The organism is Clostridioides sp. ES-S-0001-03, from assembly GCF_020676075.1.
Lineage (GTDB): Bacteria > Bacillota > Clostridia > Peptostreptococcales > Peptostreptococcaceae > Clostridioides.
In genome coordinates this window covers 699,308-720,124 of sequence record NZ_JACVWJ010000001.1, presented here as the reverse complement: position 1 = coordinate 720,124, position 20,817 = coordinate 699,308, and the positions used below count along the sequence as shown (strand labels likewise).

Here is a 20,817-nt window from a genome sequence, read left to right as displayed (position 1 = left end):
ACTAAAATACCTCTTCTTCTTCATTTATTTGTAATGTTACATTTTGTATTCCCATTCTAGATTCTTTTGCTAACTGTTCTGCATCTTCAGTTGTTAATTTATCAGAAAATCTTGTAAGAAGCTCTAATACCATATTTAAATTCATTCCTGAAAATAACTTAACATTATGTAACTTAGTTAACCTTAACATAGCAGTACATACACTTGCTCCGTATAAATCAGATAAAATTATATATTCACATTCTTTATCTTCTACTATTGTTTTTTCTAACTCTAAAGCAAAATCTGAAGCGCTTTGTCCAGGATATAAACTGTATGAATTAACGCAATTTGCTAAATCTCCTACTATCATTTTTACTGAATCTAAAAGCCCTTTTGAAAAGTCTCCATGAGACGCTAATATTATTTTTCTCATATTTATTCCTCTCCTAAGTGTAAATTATATTTCTGCTGATACTGCATATTTATACTTATCACTTCTTATAAATTGTTCATTGTAATATAAAACATCATTATTCTCTGTATATACTAATTGTCTTACTTTTAATAATGCCATATTGCTTGCACATTTAAGGTGGTCAGAATATTCTTTGTTTGAGTGTTTTACTTCAAATATATTTTCCACACGATTAGGTAGTGTACTTATATTATTAGATATAACTTCCATTAAAGACTTATCTTCCAGCTCTTCTTTTAATAAAAACATGTAATCTATTCTAAAGTAATCAACTTCAAAAATAACAGGTACTTCATCTATTAATCGAAGTCTTTTAATACATATTATCTTCTCTTCTAGTTCAATATTTAAAGCTTCAGCCACCTGCTTATCAGCTTTTTTTATCAAAATAGAGATTATCTTAGTACTTGGTTTTGCATTAATACGATGACAAGAATTAGTAAAACTATTTCCTGCACATGTTGCTTCTATTCTCTCTGGAATAGTTACATAAGTTCCTTTTCCACGCTTTTTACATAATATATCTTCTTTTACAAGTTCATTAAGCGCATTTCTCACAGTTATACGACTTATATTAAACTCCTTACATAGGTCTACTTCAGATGGAAGTTTATCTCCTGGCTTATATATACCAGCTGCTATTTGTTTTTTTATGTTGTCATATAGTTGTTGGTACAAAGGAATAAATGAATTTACCTCTAAGTCCATTTCTTTTTTTTGCTTTTTTTCATCCATTTTACTCACCCCCTCATGTAGTATTTTTATAACATTATATAACAAGTTCTTTATTACATATTATAACAACTCGAAATCGTTGTCAATTTATTTTTAAATAATTTTTAATTTGGTAATTTTTTAATTTTTTTGTCTAATATAGTATTTTATTGTTTGTAGTATCAGGTAGGAATAGTTTGGATTATTAATCTAACAGAATTCTTTTTTAGAATTGTGTAAATAATAATTAATGTTACTTTTAATTGACAATTATTACTATTAAATAGTACAAAAAAAAGACGTCACCCTATTTTTAGTGCGACAGTCTTTTATATATTATTTCTTATTCATATATTATTCTTTATCTTTTATATCAACTTTTATACTTAATTCATCCAATTGCTCATCATCTGCTACTGTAGGAGCATTTGTCATAGGACAAACAGCATTTTGATTTTTAGGGAATGCAATAACTTCTCTTATATTTTCAGCTCCTGCAAGCAACATAACAAGTCTATCAAGCCCAAAAGCTAGACCAGCATGAGGAGGAGTTCCATATTTGAATGCTTCTAATAAGTAACCAAACTTCTCATTAGCTCTTTCTTCTGTAAACCCAAGTGCCTTAAACATTCTTGATTGAACATCTGAATTTGATATTCTAACACTTCCTCCACCTATTTCATATCCATTTAATACAATGTCATAAGCTTTAGCTCTTAAAGATGCTTTATCTCCATCTTCTAGTTTATCTAAATCTTCATCCATAGGTGATGTAAATGGGTGATGCATTGCTGCAAACTTACCTGTTTCTTCATCTTCTTCAAAAACAGGGAATTCAGTTACCCATAATAAATTATATACATTCTTATCTAATATATTAAGTCTATTTGCCACTTCAAGTCTAACTTGTCCTAAAGCATCAAATACTACTGAGTTTTTATCAGCTACAAATAAAAGTAAATCTCCTGCTTCTGCATTCATTCTTGTAAGTATAGCATTCATTTCATCTTCGCTAAAGAATTTTGCTATTGGAGAAGTTACTCCATCTTGACCTACTTTCATCCAAGCAAGCCCTTTTGCTCTATATGTTTTAGCATGTTCTTCTAATGATGATATTTGTTTTCTAGTAAAATCGTCAGCTTTTCCTTTTACATTTATACCTCTAACGCTTTTTCCTGGTTGTGTAGCATCAGCAAACACCTTAAATCCACAATTACAAACGACATCAGATATATCTGTTAGTTCATAACCAAATCTAGTGTCTGGTTTGTCTGAACCATATCTAGCCATAGCTTCTGCATAAGTCATTTTAGGAAGTGGAAGTGTCAATTCTACATTTAAAACTTCTTTAAATATAACTTCAAGTAATCCTTCAATCATACTCATAACATCTTCTTGTTCAACAAAAGACATTTCACAGTCTATTTGTGTAAATTCTGGTTGTCTATCAGCTCTTAGGTCTTCATCTCTAAAACACTTAACAATTTGGAAATATCTATCCATACCACTTACCATTAATAATTGTTTGTATAATTGTGGTGATTGTGGTAATGCATAAAATTTACCTGGATTAACTCTACTTGGTACAAGATAATCCCTTGCTCCTTCTGGTGTTGGAGCAATTAAAAATGGTGTTTCTATTTCACAAAATCTATTATTTGATAAGTAATTTCTTGTAATATTCATTACTTTATGTCTTAACTTTAAATTTCTTTGCATAGATGATTTTCTCAAGTCTAAGTATCTATATTTTAGTCTTAGTGCTTCTGAAACATCATCATCATCTTTTATATAAATAGGTGGAGTTTCTGATTTATTTAAAAGTCTAAGTTCAGTTGCAAATATCTCTATGTCCCCAGTTGGCATGTTAGGGTTTTTAGACTGTCTTTCGCATACTTTTCCTTTTACTGCTATTACAAACTCAGCACCTAATTTTTCAGCTTTTTCAAAAGCTTCTTTATCTACATCTGTATCAAAAACTATTTGGCATAATCCACTTGTATCTCTTAAATCAACAAATACAAGTCCTCCTAAGTTTCTTTTTTTCTGTACCCATCCCATAAGTACAACTTCTTCATTTATGTTTTTTTCTCTCAACTCTCCACAGTAGTGAGTTCTCTTTAAACCCTTTAAAGTTTCCAAGATACTACCTCCATTTTATTTAATTTTAATGCTATATATTTATCTAATACACAAAACATCATACTTTCTTATTTTACAGCTTTTGCTTTAATTCTTCAACTAATGTACTTAATTTTACAGTAGTTTGCTCTGATGTTTTCATATTTTTTAATGTTGCAGTGTCATTTTTTAGCTCGTCATCACCAATTACTATTGTAAATTTTGAATTTATTTTATCTGAATACTTAAATTGTGCTTTTACACTTCTTTCTATATGGTCTTTATCCGCACTTATATGATTTTGTCTTAAATCTTTCAACAATTTAAAGCTTCTTGTATTTGCTTCTTCACCTATAGTTACTATAAATATGTCTGTAGATTGAGGGTTTTCTATTTCAATTCCATTACCTTCAAGTGTAAGTAAAAGTCTTTCAATCCCTAGTCCAAATCCAATTCCACTTATACCTTTTGGACCACCTAGTTGTTCAACAAGACCATCATATCTGCCTCCACCACATACAGTACTTTGAGCACCTATATCATTAGATATAATTTCAAAAGCAGTTTTTCTATAGTAATCTAACCCTCTAACTATTGTTTTATCAATTACAAAGTTTATATTCATTTCCTTTAAGTATTCTTGAAGTTTATCAAAGTGAACTTTACAATCATCACACAAATGGTCTGCAATAAATGGTATATCTTTGATATTTTCTTTACATGTAGGGTTTTTACAGTCTATAACCCTCATTGGATTTTTTTCTCTTCTCTCATTACAAGTTTCACATAATATATCTGCTTTTGAATCAAGATATTCTTTTAATAAAGCATTGTACTCTTTTCTACAAACTGGACAACCCACTGAATTTATACTCACTACCAAATCATTTAATCCAACTTCATTAAAAAATTGAACAGCTAGTGCTATTATTTCAGCATCCATTGAAGGAGTATCACTTCCAAGTGCTTCTATACCAAATTGATGAAATTGTCTCTGTCTACCAGCTTGTGGTCTTTCGTATCTAAAACAAGGTGTAACATAAAATAATTTTGTTGGTTGAGTATCTGCATATAATTTATTCTCTATAAATGCTCTTACTACACCAGCTGTACCTTCTGGCTTTAGAGTAATTTCTCTATCCCCTTTATCTTTAAAAGAATACATTTCTTTTTGAACTATATCTGTAGTATCTCCAACACTTCTCTTAAAAAGTTCTGTATGTTCAAATATAGGAGTTACCATTTCCTCATACCCATATAAAGCACATATTTCTCTAAATTTATTTTCTACATAACGCCATTTATAAGCCTCTTTTGGAGTTATGTCTTTAGTTCCTCTAGGAGCTTTAGTCAACATTTTTATATACCTCTTCTTTCTTCCTTTTTATCATTTCATCTACTCTATCAATGTATTGTTCAACATTCTTTACATTTTCTACTCTTTCAATTCTATCTTCATCTACATAGACAAATTTTGATATAGCACCTGCACCCAAGGCATAGTTGCTTTGTTTTTCCTCCATAATTTGTATATTGTAAATACACTCATATCCTTCTTTAGCATAACCTATATTTTCTAAGTTACCTAGCATATGTTTTTGTCTGTACATATAATATGGATTAAGTCCCATATCCTTGGCATATTTCATTGATAAATCTATCATTTTTATCATTTCTTCATACTGAGTTAAATGTTCTTTGTACTTATCCATATTTATATTTAGGTTAGAAGCTCTTTTTATAGCTAATGTATGAACTGTAAGACTTTCAGGAGAAAGCTTTTTTATTTCCTCTAATGTATTTCTTACCATGTCTAAGTCTTCATCTATAAGACCTAAAATTATATCCATATTTATATTGTCAAATCCCATATTTCGAGCCATATTAAAACATTCTACTAAATCAGAAACTTTATGTTCTCTTCCAATTTTAACTAAAGTATCATCATTCATAGTTTGAGGATTTATACTAATTCTACTTACATTGTGTTTTTTTAATACACTTAATTTTTCTTTGGTAATAGTATCTGGTCTACCTGCTTCTACCGTAAATTCTTTAATTTTGCTTAAGTCCAATTCTTTAAAGAGAGCATTTATAAGTAAATCCAATTCTTCCTCATCCAATGTAGTAGGAGTTCCACCACCGATATATAGAGTTTCAATTTCTTTATTAGTATCCTCAATAACTTTGGCAAACCCTTTAATTTCTTCAATCAATTTATAGACATATTCTCTTTTTAAATGGCCAAATTGCTTTAACGAGTTTGAAGGAAATGAACAGTATACACATCTAGTTGGGCAGAATGGAATACTTACATAAAGAGAAATTTTATTTTTGTCTATCGGATACATAAATAAGCGTTCTCTTTTAGCTATTTCAAGAGCTAAATCTATTTTCTCATCCATTATAAAATAGTTCTCTTTTAGAATAGTTCTTATACTATCATCATCTAGTTTTTCATCCATCAGATTGTGGACAATTTTGACTGGTCTGATACCAGTCAAAATGCCCCATGGAACATAAGAATTAAATATTTGTTTAAGTACTATAAACATACTTTTTTTAATACTTTCTTTGCATAATTTTCTAATCTTTCTCTTACTTTCACTGTCTAGTCTATCTAAAAACTCTTCAATCGTATTATTATTACAAAATCCATTTAAAAACTCCGTATTTATATCTTTGATATTTTGTATTGATTCATACTTTAAGTTACCACCTTCATAATATTCAGTAATTGAAAGTAAAGTATCATTTTCACAAATCAATCTATTTATTAAATATCTTGACTCTATACTATTGCTACAATCAGCAAAGTCATTAAATTTAAATTCACTAGTAAACAATTTTATAAGTTCTGCTACTTCATACTTATAATCATGTCCTTTTAAAAAAACATCCAACATCAACTTAACTCCTTCTATTTAAACACTAGAAGAACCCCATCACTGATACATTTATTAAATATTTGATACTATTTTTAAATATTAATATAAAATTACATGTAAGGATTTGTCTTCTTTTCAACACCTAAAGTACTAGTTGGCCCATGACCAGGATATACTCTAACAGCATCTTCATATTTACATAATTTTTTAAGTGATTTCTCCATTTGGTGGAAATCTCCACTATATAAATCAGTTCTACCAATACTTCCAGCAAACAAAGTATCTCCTGTGAACATGTCATCTTCAACTCTTATACACATACATCCTTGTGTATGACCTGGTGTATGCAAGAAAGTCATTTTTAATTCACCAAGTTCCATTTTATCTTTATCATTTACATATATATCTGCATCAAATTCTTGTGCGCCACATCTCATTGTGTAACTTAAGTTTTTATTTTTATCATTTAATAATTCTTTTTCATCAGTATGTGCAACTACCTTAGCACCAGTCTTATCTTTAATATCTTTAACATACCCTATATGGTCACCATGTCCATGAGTAAGAATTATATATTCAACATTCAATCCATTTTCTTTGACAAAGCTTAATGTATCTACTAAACTTCCTCCTGGGTCTATAACTGCACATTTTTTAGTTTTTTCATCACCTAACACATAAGTGTTTACTCCAAAATAACTGTCTACAAATTTTTTTATAACCATTAAAGTTTTCCCCCTTAAAAAGATTTACTTGAGTCTAATAGTATTGTTACTGGTCCATCATTAGTTAATTCTACCATCATATGAGCTGCAAATTGACCTGTACCTACTGTTACACCTTTATCTTTGGCTTTTTTTACAAATTCTTCATACAAATCATTTGCAAGTTCTGGTCTAGCTGCGTTACTAAATCCAGGTCTTCTTCCTTTTCTACAGTCTCCATATAAAGTAAATTGAGATACTACTAAAAGTTCTCCACCTATGTCCATTAGAGATAAATTCATCTTATCATTTTCATCTTCAAAAATTCTTAGGTTTAATATTTTATCAATCATGTAGTCTACATCACTTGATTTATCATCATGAGTCACTCCCAACAGTACTAGCAACCCCTTATTTACTTGACCTATAATGTTTTCATCTACTGTAACTTTAGATGAAGATACTCTTTGTACTACTGCTCTCATATTTTCCTCCCTATTATTTTAACTCTAATTTGTCATTCTATAAATACTTTCTACACCAGGAATTGCTTTTAATTTTTTCATTAGAATTTTCAATTCCTCAGTGTCATTAACTTCTACAAGTAGATTTATACTTACAATACTATCTTTTCCTTTTCTTGCATTTATTCCATTTAAGCTAAGTTTATCCATTGCAACAATATGAGTTATTTCATTAACAATTCCTCTTCTGTCAACAGCCTTTATTTGAATCTCTGCTTCAAACTTGCCTTTACCTGCTGAACTCCATGACACTTCCACTAATCTATTTTGGAAGAAATCTCCATTGTTATTTGCATTTGGACAATCTGCTCTGTGTATAGCTACACCTCTACCTTTAGTGATATATCCTACAATCTCATCTCCTGGAAGTGGATTACAACATTTAGCAAACCTTACTAAGATATTATCAAGTCCTTTTACTACAATACCTTGTGATGAATTTTTCTTTCTCTTTTTGCTGTATTCTGTTTCGCTCATATTGTGTTTATTTAAATCTTCTTCTTGCATCTGTTGTTCTTTTTTTACTTTTTTAATTTCTTTTAAATACAAATCTTTTACTTTAGATACAACTTGAGATGACATTATACCACCATAACCTACAGTGGCAACTAAGTCTTCAACACTTGGCTGATTAAACTTCTTGGCAACTAATGCCATGTATTTTTCAACAAGAGGGTCTTTCTGTGGTATATCATGTTTCTTAAACTCTCTTTCTAATATGGTATTCCCACGGTCAACATTTTCTTCTCTTCTTTCTTTCTTGAAAAATTGTCTAATTCTACTTTTTGCATTTGGTGTTTTTACTATGTTAAGCCAGTCTCTACTTGGACCATTAGAATTAGATGATGTAAGTACTTCAACAATATTACCATTTTGAAGCTTATAATCAATAGGTACTATTCTTCCATCAATTTTTGCTCCAACACATTTATTTCCTACATTTGTATGGACTCTATAGGCAAAATCTATTGGAGTTGATTCTGCTGGTAATTCAATTACATCTCCTCGTGGAGTAAATACATAAACTTGACTATTAAATACATCTTCTTTAAGTGCATCCATAAATTCTTGTGGGTCTTTTAAATCTTTTTCCCACTCCATCATTTGTCTTAACCACTGAAGTTTCTCTTCAACTTTTACTTCTTTGCCAGAAATACCTTCTTTGTATTTCCAGTGTGCTGCAATACCATTTTCTGCTATATTATGCATTTCATGAGTCCTTATTTGTATCTCTAAAGGCTCTCCATCAGGCCCTACAACAGTAGTGTGCAATGATTGGTACATATTTGGCTTTGGCATTGCTATATAGTCTTTAAATCTGCCTGGGATAGGTCTCCATAATGTATGAACTATACCAAGTACAGCATAACAGTCTTTTACATTATCTACCAGTATTCTTACAGCCGTTAAATCAAAAATTTCTTCAAAAGTCTTGTGTTTTTTCTGCATCTTTCTATAAATACTGTAAAAATGCTTTGGTCTACCATATACATCACATGGTATACTTAAATCTTTAAACTTATCTTTAAGAAGCTCAACAATCCCTTGTATATAGTCTTCTCTTTGACTTCTCTTCATTGACACTCTATCAACTAATTCATAGTACCCTTCTGGGTCCATAAACCTTAATGCTCTGTCTTCTAGTTCCCACTTTATCTTAGATATACCTAATCTGTGGGCTATACCTCCATAAATCTCTAAAGTTTCTTTTGCTTTATACTTTGCTTTTTCTGGAGGCATGTATTTTAACGTTCTCATATTATGCAATCTATCAGCAAGCTTTATAAGTATAACCCTTATATCTTTTGCCATTGCTAGAAACATTTTTCTTAAATTTTCAGATTGAGTTTCTTCTTTTGAACGATATTTTATCTGACCAAGTTTTGTTACTCCATCAACTAAATCCGCTACTTCTTTTCCAAATTCTTTTGTTATGTCTTCATAGGTATATTCTGTATCTTCTACAACATCATGAAGCAAACCTGCTGTTATAGTTTCAATATCTAATTCCATCTCTATTAAAATATTTGCCACTGCCAATGGATGAATAAAGTATGGTTCCCCAGATTTTCTATATTGTCCATCATGCGCTTTTTTTGCAAGATTGTAGGCTTTTTCAACCTTTTCAAAATTTGCATTAGGTGCATAAACTTTTATCTTTTCAATTATTTCTTGTAATTCTTTATCATGCATATAACCACCTATTTTGTATAAAATTTTAATATATATGAAAATAGTTGGTGCTATACCAACTATTGTAAAAGTACTAGTATTTTATAAGAGAATTAACATCATAGTTAGATAACTTTTCTCTCCCATTTAAGAATTCTAGCTCAATTAAAAATTGCATAGAAACTACTTCTCCACCTAATTTTTCTACAAGCTTAGCAGCAGCTTCCATAGTTCCACCAGTAGCCAATAAATCGTCTACTATTGCCACTTTTTGACCTTTTTTAATTGCATCTTTATGTATTTCTAAAGTATCCGTACCATACTCTAATCCATACTCATAACTCTCAACTTCTCCTGGTAACTTTCCAGGTTTTCTAATTGGAACAAATCCTACTCCTAGTGCATATGCTACAGGTGTACCCATCAAAAATCCTCTTGCTTCTGGACCTACTACTAAATCCACACCCTTGCTTTTCAATTCTTCAGCCATAGAATCTACTGCATATTTAAATGCCTCGCCGTCTTTAAATAGAGTTGTAACATCTTTAAAATCTATACCTGGCTTTGGGAAATCATCAATATTCCTTATAAAGTTTTTTAAATCCATGGGAAACGCCTCCTAATAACTGCTATTGTATTGTTTTTCTAATTTTTTTAAATTATTGAGTATTAAACTCTCATTTAAGTCTAATTTTTTCTGTGGTTTTGGCAATATTCTTATGAGTACAGAATTTTTTTCATAATTTAAATTAAAGTCAAGTAAATTTAATTCTCTAAACACATTCAATATCGTAAAAAACTTTAATGGAATTACATTAAAAGTTCCCTTTATATTTACCATATCCAAATCAATTTCTTTTTTTATAAGTGCTTGTTTATAAATTGTTATAAATTCATCTCTTGATGGAACTATATTACTAACTACATTCTTTAAATATAATAGGTCTGTTTTATTATAATATTTTATAATTTCACTTTCTTCTCTTTTATTCTCATATATATACGAATATTCGCCTTTATTGTATAAATAATCATAAAGAATAATATTATTATATCTTTTTAAGTCTATTTTATCAATATTAGGAGAAAATATAAGCTCTAATTTATCAGTATTTTTGTTAATATCTTCAATAATATTGTAATTTATGTTAAAATCTAAATCTATAAGTGATACATCTGATATTGCTCTATAGAATCCATTTATAGAATTAGATATTATCAATGTCTCTTTTTCAAAATAATCAAATATATTTATATCTGTATTTCCATCAAATAATTCAAAACCAGACTCAGATATATTATACAAGCTTTGTGAATCTTTTGGTATTATTTTTGACATTAATTTTAGCGAAAGTTTGTCATTACTTGCACTTTTAGGTCGAGCTAATCTAATATCTTTAAGTAGAAACTGCACTTTCCTATTTCCCATATAGTTGTTCTCATCTAGTTGAAACAATACATCTACTTTATCTCCTACCTTGAATAATGATTTTAAATGACTCATGTTAAATCCTATACATTCATAGCACTTTTCATTTTCTATGCTTAATTTCAAATGTTGTTGATTTTTACCTATGATTTTTAAGTCTTTTAGAATATAGTTCCTAACTATAAATCTAGGATTAGGATTATTTAATCCAAATGGTTCTAACTTATGTAATTCCTCCACAAGATTTAAACTTATTACATTTTCTTGTAGTTCAAATTCAACATTTACATTTTCTATCATATCATCTTCAGTCAAATTATAATCTGCAAACTTATTTATTTCATTAGCCAAAGCTTCCACATTTTCTGAATTTAAAGACAATCCAGCTGCTTGCTCATGTCCACCAAACCTAGTCATTAAGTCTTTGCACTTTACAAGAGCCTCAAATATATTAAATCCTTTTATTGACCTTGCTGAACCAGTAGCTTCTCCATCTTCTACACCTAAAAGAATCGTTGGTTTATAGTATTTTTCAGTCAACTTAGATGCTACAATTCCTATTATCCCATGTTGCCAACCTTCTTTAGCTAAAACTAATACTTTATCTTCATTATATCTACTATTGGACTTTAATATTTCCTCAGCTTCATGATACATCTGAGCCTCAATCATCTGTCTTTCATTATTTTTTTCTTCCAATATATTAGCTATTTCAACAGCTTCATCTTTAGATTGAGTAGTAAATAACTCAACACCCAAATAAGAATATCCTAAACGTCCTGATGCATTTATTCTAGGCCCAATTGCAAAGCCTATATGAGAAGAACCTATTTTTTCACTTTCTACACCACAAACTTTTATAAGCTCTCTTAATCCAATATTTTTGCCTTCTTTCATTAATTTTAAACCATTTTTTACAATTATTCTATTTTCATCCACAAGTGGAACAATATCACAAATAGTTGCCAATGTTACTATTTCTAAATAATCATACATGCTAGTCTTAAAATCTTCTTTTGGAGTAAGTGCTTGTATCATTTTAAATGCTACACCACATCCACATAATGCATCAAATGGATAGTTACAATCTTCTTGCTTTGGATTTATTACTGCAAAAGCTGAGGGAATTTCATTTTGGCATTCATGATGGTCTGTTATTATAACATCTATACCCAAATTATTTGCTAGGTTAACCTCAGATACTGATGTAATTCCACAATCAACACTTATAATCAAGTCACATCCCCTAGAGCTTATAAGCTTTATAGCCTCTTCATTTATACCATAGCCTTCTTCTAGTCTATTTGGAATATAGTAATCCACATGATATCCTATACTATTAAAATATAAGCATAAAATAGAAGTAGAAGATACACCATCAACATCATAATCTCCATAAATCCAAATTTTTTCTTTTTTATCAATAGCTGACTTTATTCTATCTACAGCCTTTTGCATATCTTTCATTAATAAAGGGTCTCTTAAATAGTCTAAAGATGGATTCATGAATATTTCTGAATCTTTTTCAGTATATATACCTCTATTTTTTAAAATTTGGCAGATTTCCGGGGAAATATTAAGTTTTTTGCTAAATTCACTTTCCTCTATCTTCCCTTTATATTTCAGTGTCCATTTTTTCAAATTTAATTCCCCCTAATCTTTTTTGTATTTTGACCTAATACTTCTTATAACTAAGCATAGCCCTATTATAAAAGAAATAAAGAACCCTGCTATAGCAGTAAATTTTATCCATATATTATTTTCTATATTTGGTGATGCAATTATAAGTGAAGAACCTACTATGATGGATGCTAATACTAAACTTAATGACATTTGAGAAGTTAATTCTGTTATACAAATTTCTAATTTTGTCATTTTAACATCTTCAATTTGCATTTTTATATTATTTCTTTCTACATTTCTTAAGATTGCTTTTAACTGTTTTGGAATAGTTTTTACGTCAAGCAATATCTCTTCCACATTTTGTCTTGAATTTAAAACTACATTCTTAGGATTGAATTTACTTTTATAATGATGCTTCATAAACTCTTTTCCCATAGAGCCAAGAGAAAAATCTGTATTCAAGGTTCTACTTGTACCCTCTAATGTTATAATAGTCTTTGCAAGTGTTACAAACTGTGCAGGCATAATTATCTTATACTGTCTAAAAAATCTAAACAATTCATTTAATATATCTGTCACATTTATCTTTTCTATAGAGATATCATAGTAGTAATGTATGAGATACAATAAATCCTGTCTAAGACCTTTAACATCAGCTTCTCCATTTAATGCATCCATTTCTATTAATAAGTAAATTATTTTATCAACATTTTTTTCTACACCTGCTAATGCAATTTCATTTAATTGGTTCAAAGTTCTATTATCAATAATTCCAATCATTCCAAAGTCTATATATGCTATCTTGTTTCTGCCAACTATAAATATATTACCTGGATGTGGGTCTGCATGAAAAAAACCATGTGACAATACCTGTATAAAAAAAGACCTAACACCTATTTCGACAATAGTTTTTGTATTGTAGCCTAATTTTCTTATTTTTTCTACATCACTTAACTTTGTGCCATTAACTTTCTCCATTACTAAAATTCTCTTACTGTTATATTCTGAATATACTTTTGGTATATATACTTCATCACTATTTTTAAATATCCTAGAAAATTTAGTTGCATTTATAGATTCAAAATTGTAGTCAAGTTCTCTCATTAATTGAGTTTGAAATTCTTCTATCATTTGCTCTAAATCTAAATTAAAATCTTTTTTTAAGTCTTTTAATGTATGTGCAATAGTTCTAAGAATCTCCAAGTCAGATTTTATTATCTTCTCTATATTTGGCCTTTGAATTTTTACAATCACTTCTTCTCCTGTTTTAAGTATTCCTTCATAAACTTGACCAATTGAAGCTGCTGCTATTGGTTCTTTTTTAAATTCTGAGAATACTTCTTCTATGCTTAAGCCTACTTCTTCTTTAAATATTTCAATGGCTATATTTGAATCAAATTTTTCTACATCATCTCTAAGCTTTGATATTTCATCAATTATATCTTGGTCTAACAAGTCTTTTCTTGTACTCAATATTTGACCTATTTTTACATATGTAGGTCCTAGTTCTTCTAAGACTCTTTTCATTCTCTCACCAGTTGTCATATTTTTTATTTCTTCTGGTGGGTCAAATAGTGGTATTTTATATGCTATGCCCTCTATATTTAATCTTTCTACAATAAAACTAAAACCATACTTTATCAAAATATATCCAATTTCTCTATATCTCTTTAAATTCCTATAACTTATTCTCAAATTTTTTCACTCCTAGAATAGGTATACCCAAAAACTTACACCTTAATTTATCTCTGTCTACGACATTATTTTACTAATTAATACTCTAATATCTTATATCCTCTTTAATATTTAATTTTATCACATATACTAGTAATTTTATTAAATTTCTTTAACTCAGTTAATTTTTATTTTTGACATTTCATACCTATTCTAAACAACTGCTTTCTCAAAATTAAAATACCAACTAACCTAATAAAATAAATTAGTGGTTGCCTCAAAACAAATTTAAGCATGTTTTGAAACAACCACTCTTTAATTGTTATTTTTGATTTTGTGCTGCTTCTAAATACCATTGATATGACTCATCAATATATTTTTTATCTTCTTCAGTAAGTTCTCTAACTACTTTTCCGGGAGAGCCCATTATTAAAACTCCTGGTGGGAACTTTTTATTGGATGTAATTAATGTACCTGCTCCAATTAAAGTGTATTCTCCTATTTCAGCATTATCTAGTATTATTGAACCCATTCCAATTAAAACATTGTCACTAATTTTGCAACCGTGAACTATTGACCTATGCCCTACTGTTACATTATTCCCAATTACAGTATTTTCATCTCCATGTACTATTGAACAGTCTTGTATATTAGTATTTTCTCCAATAGTTATTGGTCCTTCATCTCCTCTAACTACTGCATTGTACCATACACTTGAATCTTTACCGATTTTAACATTTCCAATTATATCTGCTGATTTTGCTACAAAGACACTTTCATCAATTAAAGGTTTATCTTCTAAATACTCTCTAATCATATATAAACAACTCCTTTAAGATATAAATTTAATTATTTGCTCCTTCTAACATTAATTTTGCTTGTATCATAATAGAACATTCTGTACGCTTTCTTTGCATTTCACAGCCCAACTCATATGGTTTTGATATATCATTGTTGAAGTTTATTGCATTTGCATGACATCCACCTGAACAATAGAACTTATTCCAACATTTTTTACACTCTTCCTTAGTATATACATGAGCTTCTCTAAATGTATTTTTTAACTTTTCTGGAAGTACAATTTCTTTATCCAATATATTTGCCATTTTAAATTCTTCATTTCCAACAAATTGATGACATGGGTATATGTCTCCACTTGGTGTTACAGAAAGATACTCATTTCCAGCACCACATCCAGTTATTCTCTTTATTACGCATGGTCCTTGATTTAAATCTATCATAAAATGGAAAAATTTAAATCCATCTCCTTGTAACTGTCTATCTGCATACTCCACCGCAAATTTTTCATATTCATCAAATATTTTTGGTAAATCTTCCTCTCTAAGTGCATATGGATTACTTTCATCTCCAACAACTGGCTCTACAGATGTTAATTTAAACCCTAAATCTGCAAAATGCATAACATCTTTAGAAAAATCTAAGTTATCTCTTGTGAATGTACCTCTTATATAGTAATACTTATCTTTTGCTCTTCCTTCTACAAGTTTTTTAAATCTTGGCAATGTAATATCATAACTACCTTTGTCATTTAAAGTTGGTCTCATATTATCATTGACTTCTTTTCTTCCATCTAAACTTAAAACTACATTATGCATATTTTCATTTATATAATCTATAATTTCATCATTTAACAGCACACCATTTGTAGTTATTGTAAATCTTATATTTTTATTATAATCCTTTTCAATACTTTTTCCATATTCAACTAATTGCTTTACAACTTCAAAGTTCATTAGAGGCTCTCCACCAAAGAAATCTATCTCTAAGTTTTTTCTACTTCCAGAATTGGCAATCAAATAATCTATTGCTGCTTTACCGACTTCAAAACTCATAAGTTCTTTTTCTCCACCAAAATCCCCTTGAGCTGCAAAGCAATACTTACATTTCAAATTACAATCATGTGCTACATTTAAACATAATGCTTTTACTACAGGCTCTCTATGTACAAAGCTTGGATGATATTGATATGTATCTTCTGTATATAAAAGACCTTCTTTTTCTAAATTTAATATTTCTTCATATGCTTCATTTATTTTTTCTTCTTGATATTTAGATTTTAATATATCTAGTACTTCTTCTTTACTTTTTTCTTTATAAAAATCTAATAAATCGTATGCAACATCATCTAATACATGAACAGCTCCTCCATTCACATCTAAAACGATATTATATCCATTCATAGAAAATTTATGTATTATACTCATAACCTACCTCCTAAACTACTATCTATACTAAAGTTTTTTACTGTTTTAATTAAACTTTACCCTTCATTATATCATACAGTTTGCTTAAAATACATACAATACAAAAATGACTTACTACTCGTAAGTCATTTCAATGGATACACTATATCCCCCTAAATTAGCACACTTATACATTACAGAATAAAGTATATTATGTACTCATAAAATAAAATTTTTGTATCTAATTACTTATTTTATATTTATTAAAAGTATAATAAGTTCTTTTTATAATAATTCTATATAAATAATTTGCTTATTTTGTATTTATTAAACCATAATATTTCTTATAATTATTTCTTATAATTATTTCTTATAAATAATTGCTTGTTTTTAATTTATCTTTTTTAAATTCTTAATTTCTTTTGGTACCTTGGGTTGATGTATAATCCATGGACAAGTGCTATTTGCTGACAAAATTGCAGTACTCAGTGCTAATGAACTAGCACACTTCATAATTTTCACAATAAACTTTTTCATAATTTAATTCTCCCTCGTACACATTTTACTTATATTCTTTTTAGATTTTAATTTACCTAATACTAGCATTATACAAATCCAAAACATTGCAAAAGCACTATATATAAAGTAATCCATAAATACATTTGATGAAAAACTTGAAACTGTCATTAACAAGACTACTGTAGACATAGATATAGCAATTTTTTTATAAGTTAACTTTTCTATCTCACTTATAGGATTACTTTTATGCTCTACTGGACACATGATGCAAATTCCAATCCAACTAATACTAGCAATAATCATAATAATATTTTTAAATAAATATACATTTAGATTTTCTATAATAAATATTGTAGATAAGATTATAAAAATAAAGGTTAATAGACATCTAAAATAGTTATTTGCATGATACCCTCCAGAAAATTGTCTTATTGGACAGTAACATATTAAAAAAAATAATATATATGTAAATTTCCCAAATAAAAAACCTAAGAGTAGTATGGTCGTTATATTAACTATAAAAGCAATTAATATTTCAAATCCATAAGAATACACCCTAGATTCATGGTTATCTATCATGTTGTTATAAATTAAAACAGATGTCATTTTATCAGCATATCTCTTAAACATTATTACCTCCAGAAAAAAATTTTACATATATAGAATAGCGTCTTTTTTGAGAAAATTCAATATATTTTTCAAAACTAGTTATTGAAATTGTAAAACTGGTCAAAAAAAGACCTATATAATCATTTTGTTATTTTTTATATAATAAAAAAGTTATAATAAAAGAGTTTTATTAAGCTTTATATGCATAAAAGCACATAACTTATAGCATAAAGTTATGTGCTTTTATTTTTATTATAAATCCTTAATTTTATATTTATTTTTATGATATACCTTAGTTTTGCTTTTATTTTCGTAATATATATGTTTAACTTTGTTTTTGCTTCACATATTGAAGTGCTTTTCTATTCTGTTTTACTGCCTCTAAACAAACTTTTTCTGTTTGATTTTCTACATATTCCAAAGCTCTATAATTCTGTTTTACTGCTTCTAAACATATCTTTTCTGTTTGATTTTTAACATATTTTATCATTCTATAATCTTGTCTTACTGCCCTTAAACAAATATCCTCTGTTTGTTCTTTTACATATTTAAGTGCCTCAAAACTTTGATTTACTGCTTCCAAACAAACCTTTTCTGTTTGCTCTTTTACATATTGTATAGCACTGTAATTTTCTTTTACCGCCTCTATACACATTGATTCTGTTTGCTCTTCTATATATTTAAGAATATTTCCATTTTGCTTTACTGCCTCTAAACATACTTTTTCTGTTAGTATCTTTATATAGGTCAATATTTCTTTTATTTCAAAATCTTTAAATGAGCCCCTTATAGCTTCTATACATATTTCTTCTGTCTGTTTCTTTACATATTGTAATACTTTCCCATTTTGTCTTACTGCCTCTAAACAAATATTCTCTGTCTGCTCTTTTACATATTGTAGTGCTCTTCCATCATTTCTTACTGCCTCTAAACAGATTTCTTCTGTCTGCTTATTTACATATTGAAGAGCCATATAACTTCGTCTTACTGCTTCTATACATATTTTTTCTGTCTGTTCATTTACATAATACAAGGCAAAATCATTTTGCTTTACTGCTTCTATACATATTTCTTCTGTCTGTTCTTCTACACAAGGCAATGCACTGTAGTTTTCCTTTACTGCTTCTAAACATATACTATTATTTTGTTCCTTAACATAAGCTAAAGACTTTCCATCTTTTTTTACTGCTTCTAAGCATATTGTTGGAGTCTGTTCTTTTATATCCTTTAATATTTCTGCCACATCATTTTTTGATGCCCTTTCTATTAATTCTAAGCATACCTCTTCTGTCTGCTCTTCAACAAATCTAAAAACTTCCATAACATCATGAGTTGATGCACTTCTTATAGCTTCAATTAATATATTTTCTGTCTTGTCGTTTACGTAATATAAGGCTCTATAATTCTGTTTTACAGCTTCTATACATATAGCTTCGGTTTGATTTGTTATGTATTTGAGAGCTTTATAAGTCTGCTTTACTGCTTCCATGCACACCCTATCAGTCTTATCTTTTACAAATTCTATTATTGTACCATCTTGCCTTACTGCTAGTAAACACATTTCTTCAGTTTGATTTTCTATGTCTTTTAATTCTCTATAGTCATATTTCACTCTGCTTAAGTCATTTAAATGTACATTATTATCTTCTTCTGAATTATCCTCATTAATTTTTATATCATCCTCAAATTCTTCATCATCTAAATAGTCATCTTTATCTGGCAAAAACATAGATTTAATTTTATTTTTTATATCCATAAAATTAACCTCCTTTAATACGATTTTATCATTAAAGTAAATCATTTTTAAGTATTTATTTAATTAATTTTATATTAAGTTCTTTTAAAAGTCCATTCATTGTCGATAGATTCTATTTTATATTAATAATTTAATTATAAACATGCGGGGTAATAAAGTTAATAGTGGACATTTTTCATCCCATTAGTATATACTATTTATATTTAATACTCATTTATAGTTATTTTTTTCAATTTTTTCATCATTTACTATATCATATTCATTTAATTTATGATATTATTTAAGTATAATATAAGTTTTATAAAGTATATTAAATATATTATAAGATGGAGGTCGAGTAATTTTGAAAGGAAACATAGTACAATATAATTTTGCAGATATAGAGGAAGAAGTATATTCATTGGATTATGCTATAGCATGGAATATAGACGAGGAAAACGTAAACATTATACCATTTACAAATAAATTCTGTAAAGAATCTATAGAATCTTTTTGTTTAGGTAAAATTGACAACTTTGTTGAAATATTAAATGAAGGCTTTGTTGAAAATCATCATTATGTACATTTGGATAAGATGGTAAGTGTTCCTAAGAAAAAAGTTAATTTAGTATATCAACAAGACACATATGGTTCTCTTTTAAGAGATAGCAATAGTAATCTTATTCCTGTAAAAATAACTTCAGAACAATCTAAGTCTATATCAAATAAGGTTGATTTATTTTGTGCTGGTGAAGAAAAATGTTTAATTAATATATTACTAAAGGCTGACCCATCATATGTTTTGGATGTAGATAGCATAAAAGATAAAAACATCTTAAATTTAGGTTATGAATCTATTGATAGATACAAAGAATATAACTTTGATGATGATAAGATTTTAATATTTTTTATAAATAAAAAGCGTTATTCTGTAATTATGAAAAAAACAAATAATTCTAATGGAGATTTAGCTACTAGAAACAATGTTATTAAGGAGTTATTTGCTAATAAAGCAGGAAATATCAACTAATCTTAGGATTTTAATGTGATAATTTTTGATTAAATAATAATATACAAAGTGGGAGTAGAAAAATCTACTCCCACTTATTTATAATAAACAAATAAATCCCTGAATCTATTGAGTGATTATAATTTTTAGATTGTACTAGCTTACATTTTTAAATTTACATTTTAAAATTTAAGGTGCACTTTCTACTCTAAACTTTAATCTCTACATCAATATCATCAACTGTAACACTTACAATTAAATCTTTAATAATCAAACCTTAGACCATATATATTAAAACTCAAATTAAATTCAGGATTTATCTGGATATCACATTAGAATTATACATTCATATTCAATATCTTAAGTTCTTAATTTATTTTACCCTTAATTCTATTATTAAATACTTTTAATTATTTTTCAATATAATATCAAATT

The 20,817-nt window shown here is 28.2% G+C and carries 17 protein-coding genes; 1 reads left to right on the top strand and 16 read right to left on the bottom strand.

All coding sequences use genetic code 11. The features are described 5' to 3' along the window. Window position 1: 1 nt before the first annotated feature. The 16 genes from IC174_RS03040 to IC174_RS02965 all read right to left on the bottom strand — a co-directional run bounded on the left by IC174_RS03040 (window position 2) and on the right by IC174_RS02965 (window position 19,394). Window positions 2-415 carry a PTS sugar transporter subunit IIA gene (locus IC174_RS03040; RefSeq protein WP_227434496.1) on the bottom strand — a complete coding sequence of 138 codons (414 nt, stop codon included), beginning with the start codon at window positions 413-415 and terminating at the stop codon, window positions 2-4. A 24-nt stretch (window positions 416-439) separates the two neighbouring features. After that, window positions 440-1,192, bottom strand: coding sequence for a GntR family transcriptional regulator (locus IC174_RS03035; RefSeq protein WP_227434495.1), 753 nt, complete (start codon window positions 1,190-1,192; stop codon window positions 440-442). A 333-nt stretch (window positions 1,193-1,525) separates the two neighbouring features. After that, the gene (gene aspS, locus IC174_RS03030) at window positions 1,526-3,313 is read right to left on the bottom strand and encodes an aspartate--tRNA ligase (RefSeq protein WP_227434494.1); all 1,788 of its coding nucleotides are present in this window, start codon (window positions 3,311-3,313) and stop codon (window positions 1,526-1,528) included. Window positions 3,314-3,386: 73 nt separating this feature from the next. Next, window positions 3,387-4,649: a histidine--tRNA ligase gene (gene hisS, locus IC174_RS03025; RefSeq protein WP_227434493.1), complete on the bottom strand. Its 1,263-nt coding sequence runs from the start codon at window positions 4,647-4,649 to the stop codon at window positions 3,387-3,389. Further along, entirely contained in the window at window positions 4,639-6,198 is a 1,560-nt protein-coding gene (locus IC174_RS03020; protein WP_227482134.1) for a coproporphyrinogen III oxidase, read from the bottom strand. Before IC174_RS03020 ends, hisS begins: the two co-directional genes overlap by 11 nt. 92 nt (window positions 6,199-6,290) lie before the next feature. Next, on the bottom strand, window positions 6,291-6,905 hold the full coding sequence (locus tag IC174_RS03015; protein WP_227434491.1) for an MBL fold metallo-hydrolase: 615 nt from the start codon (window positions 6,903-6,905) through the stop codon (window positions 6,291-6,293). A gap of 14 nt (window positions 6,906-6,919) precedes the next feature. Further along, window positions 6,920-7,369 (bottom strand): D-aminoacyl-tRNA deacylase, encoded by a 450-nt coding sequence (gene dtd, locus IC174_RS03010; RefSeq protein ID WP_227434490.1) that lies wholly within the window; start codon window positions 7,367-7,369, stop codon window positions 6,920-6,922. 24 nt (window positions 7,370-7,393) lie between these two features. Further along, entirely contained in the window at window positions 7,394-9,601 is a 2,208-nt protein-coding gene (locus tag IC174_RS03005) for a RelA/SpoT family protein (protein WP_227434489.1), read from the bottom strand. A 73-nt stretch (window positions 9,602-9,674) separates the two neighbouring features. Next, window positions 9,675-10,187, bottom strand: a complete 513-nt coding sequence (locus IC174_RS03000) for an adenine phosphoribosyltransferase (RefSeq protein ID WP_227434488.1) — start codon at window positions 10,185-10,187, stop codon at window positions 9,675-9,677. A gap of 12 nt (window positions 10,188-10,199) precedes the next feature. Then, window positions 10,200-12,650: a single-stranded-DNA-specific exonuclease RecJ gene (recJ, locus tag IC174_RS02995; RefSeq protein ID WP_227482133.1), complete on the bottom strand. Its 2,451-nt coding sequence runs from the start codon at window positions 12,648-12,650 to the stop codon at window positions 10,200-10,202. A 12-nt stretch (window positions 12,651-12,662) separates the two neighbouring features. Further along, window positions 12,663-14,327 (bottom strand): ABC1 kinase family protein, encoded by a 1,665-nt coding sequence (locus IC174_RS02990; RefSeq protein ID WP_227482132.1) that lies wholly within the window; start codon window positions 14,325-14,327, stop codon window positions 12,663-12,665. Window positions 14,328-14,628: 301 nt separating this feature from the next. Further along, the gene (locus IC174_RS02985) at window positions 14,629-15,123 is read right to left on the bottom strand and encodes a gamma carbonic anhydrase family protein (protein WP_227434485.1); all 495 of its coding nucleotides are present in this window, start codon (window positions 15,121-15,123) and stop codon (window positions 14,629-14,631) included. A 28-nt stretch (window positions 15,124-15,151) separates the two neighbouring features. After that, entirely contained in the window at window positions 15,152-16,531 is a 1,380-nt protein-coding gene (scfB, locus tag IC174_RS02980) for a thioether cross-link-forming SCIFF peptide maturase (RefSeq protein ID WP_227434484.1), read from the bottom strand. A 369-nt stretch (window positions 16,532-16,900) separates the two neighbouring features. Continuing rightward, window positions 16,901-17,047, bottom strand: a complete 147-nt coding sequence (locus IC174_RS02975) for a cyclic lactone autoinducer peptide (RefSeq protein ID WP_227434483.1) — start codon at window positions 17,045-17,047, stop codon at window positions 16,901-16,903. A gap of 3 nt (window positions 17,048-17,050) precedes the next feature. Further along, window positions 17,051-17,659 (bottom strand): accessory gene regulator ArgB-like protein, encoded by a 609-nt coding sequence (locus IC174_RS02970; RefSeq protein WP_227434482.1) that lies wholly within the window; start codon window positions 17,657-17,659, stop codon window positions 17,051-17,053. 304 nt (window positions 17,660-17,963) lie between these two features. After that, window positions 17,964-19,394: a DUF4116 domain-containing protein gene (locus IC174_RS02965; protein ID WP_227482131.1), complete on the bottom strand. Its 1,431-nt coding sequence runs from the start codon at window positions 19,392-19,394 to the stop codon at window positions 17,964-17,966. 343 nt (window positions 19,395-19,737) lie between these two features. On the opposite strand from IC174_RS02965, the gene IC174_RS02960 reads away from it, so the two are divergent. Next, entirely contained in the window at window positions 19,738-20,403 is a 666-nt protein-coding gene (locus tag IC174_RS02960; RefSeq protein WP_227434480.1) for a hypothetical protein, read from the top strand. The last annotated feature ends 414 nt before the right edge of the window (window positions 20,404-20,817 follow it).

Excerpts from the sequence above, each read along its gene's own strand:
- hisS (WP_227434493.1), bottom strand. The coding sequence starts at position 4,649 with ATGTTGACTAAAGCTCCTAGAGGAACTAAAGACATAACTCCAAAAGAG.
- IC174_RS03015 (WP_227434491.1), bottom strand. The coding sequence starts at position 6,905 with ATGGTTATAAAAAAATTTGTAGACAGTTATTTTGGAGTAAACACTTAT.
- scfB (WP_227434484.1), bottom strand. The coding sequence starts at position 16,531 with ATGAGTATAATACATAAATTTTCTATGAATGGATATAATATCGTTTTA.
- IC174_RS02965 (WP_227482131.1), bottom strand. The coding sequence starts at position 19,394 with ATGGATATAAAAAATAAAATTAAATCTATGTTTTTGCCAGATAAAGAT.
- IC174_RS02985 (WP_227434485.1), bottom strand. The coding sequence starts at position 15,123 with ATGATTAGAGAGTATTTAGAAGATAAACCTTTAATTGATGAAAGTGTC.
- IC174_RS02970 (WP_227434482.1), bottom strand. The coding sequence starts at position 17,659 with ATGTTTAAGAGATATGCTGATAAAATGACATCTGTTTTAATTTATAAC.
- IC174_RS03040 (WP_227434496.1), bottom strand. The coding sequence starts at position 415 with ATGAGAAAAATAATATTAGCGTCTCATGGAGACTTTTCAAAAGGGCTT.
- dtd (WP_227434490.1), bottom strand. The coding sequence starts at position 7,369 with ATGAGAGCAGTAGTACAAAGAGTATCTTCATCTAAAGTTACAGTAGAT.
- IC174_RS03035 (WP_227434495.1), bottom strand. The coding sequence starts at position 1,192 with ATGGATGAAAAAAAGCAAAAAAAAGAAATGGACTTAGAGGTAAATTCA.
- IC174_RS03000 (WP_227434488.1), bottom strand. The coding sequence starts at position 10,187 with ATGGATTTAAAAAACTTTATAAGGAATATTGATGATTTCCCAAAGCCA.
- IC174_RS02975 (WP_227434483.1), bottom strand. The coding sequence starts at position 17,047 with ATGAAAAAGTTTATTGTGAAAATTATGAAGTGTGCTAGTTCATTAGCA.
- IC174_RS03020 (WP_227482134.1), bottom strand. The coding sequence starts at position 6,198 with ATGTTGGATGTTTTTTTAAAAGGACATGATTATAAGTATGAAGTAGCA.
- IC174_RS03005 (WP_227434489.1), bottom strand. The coding sequence starts at position 9,601 with ATGCATGATAAAGAATTACAAGAAATAATTGAAAAGATAAAAGTTTAT.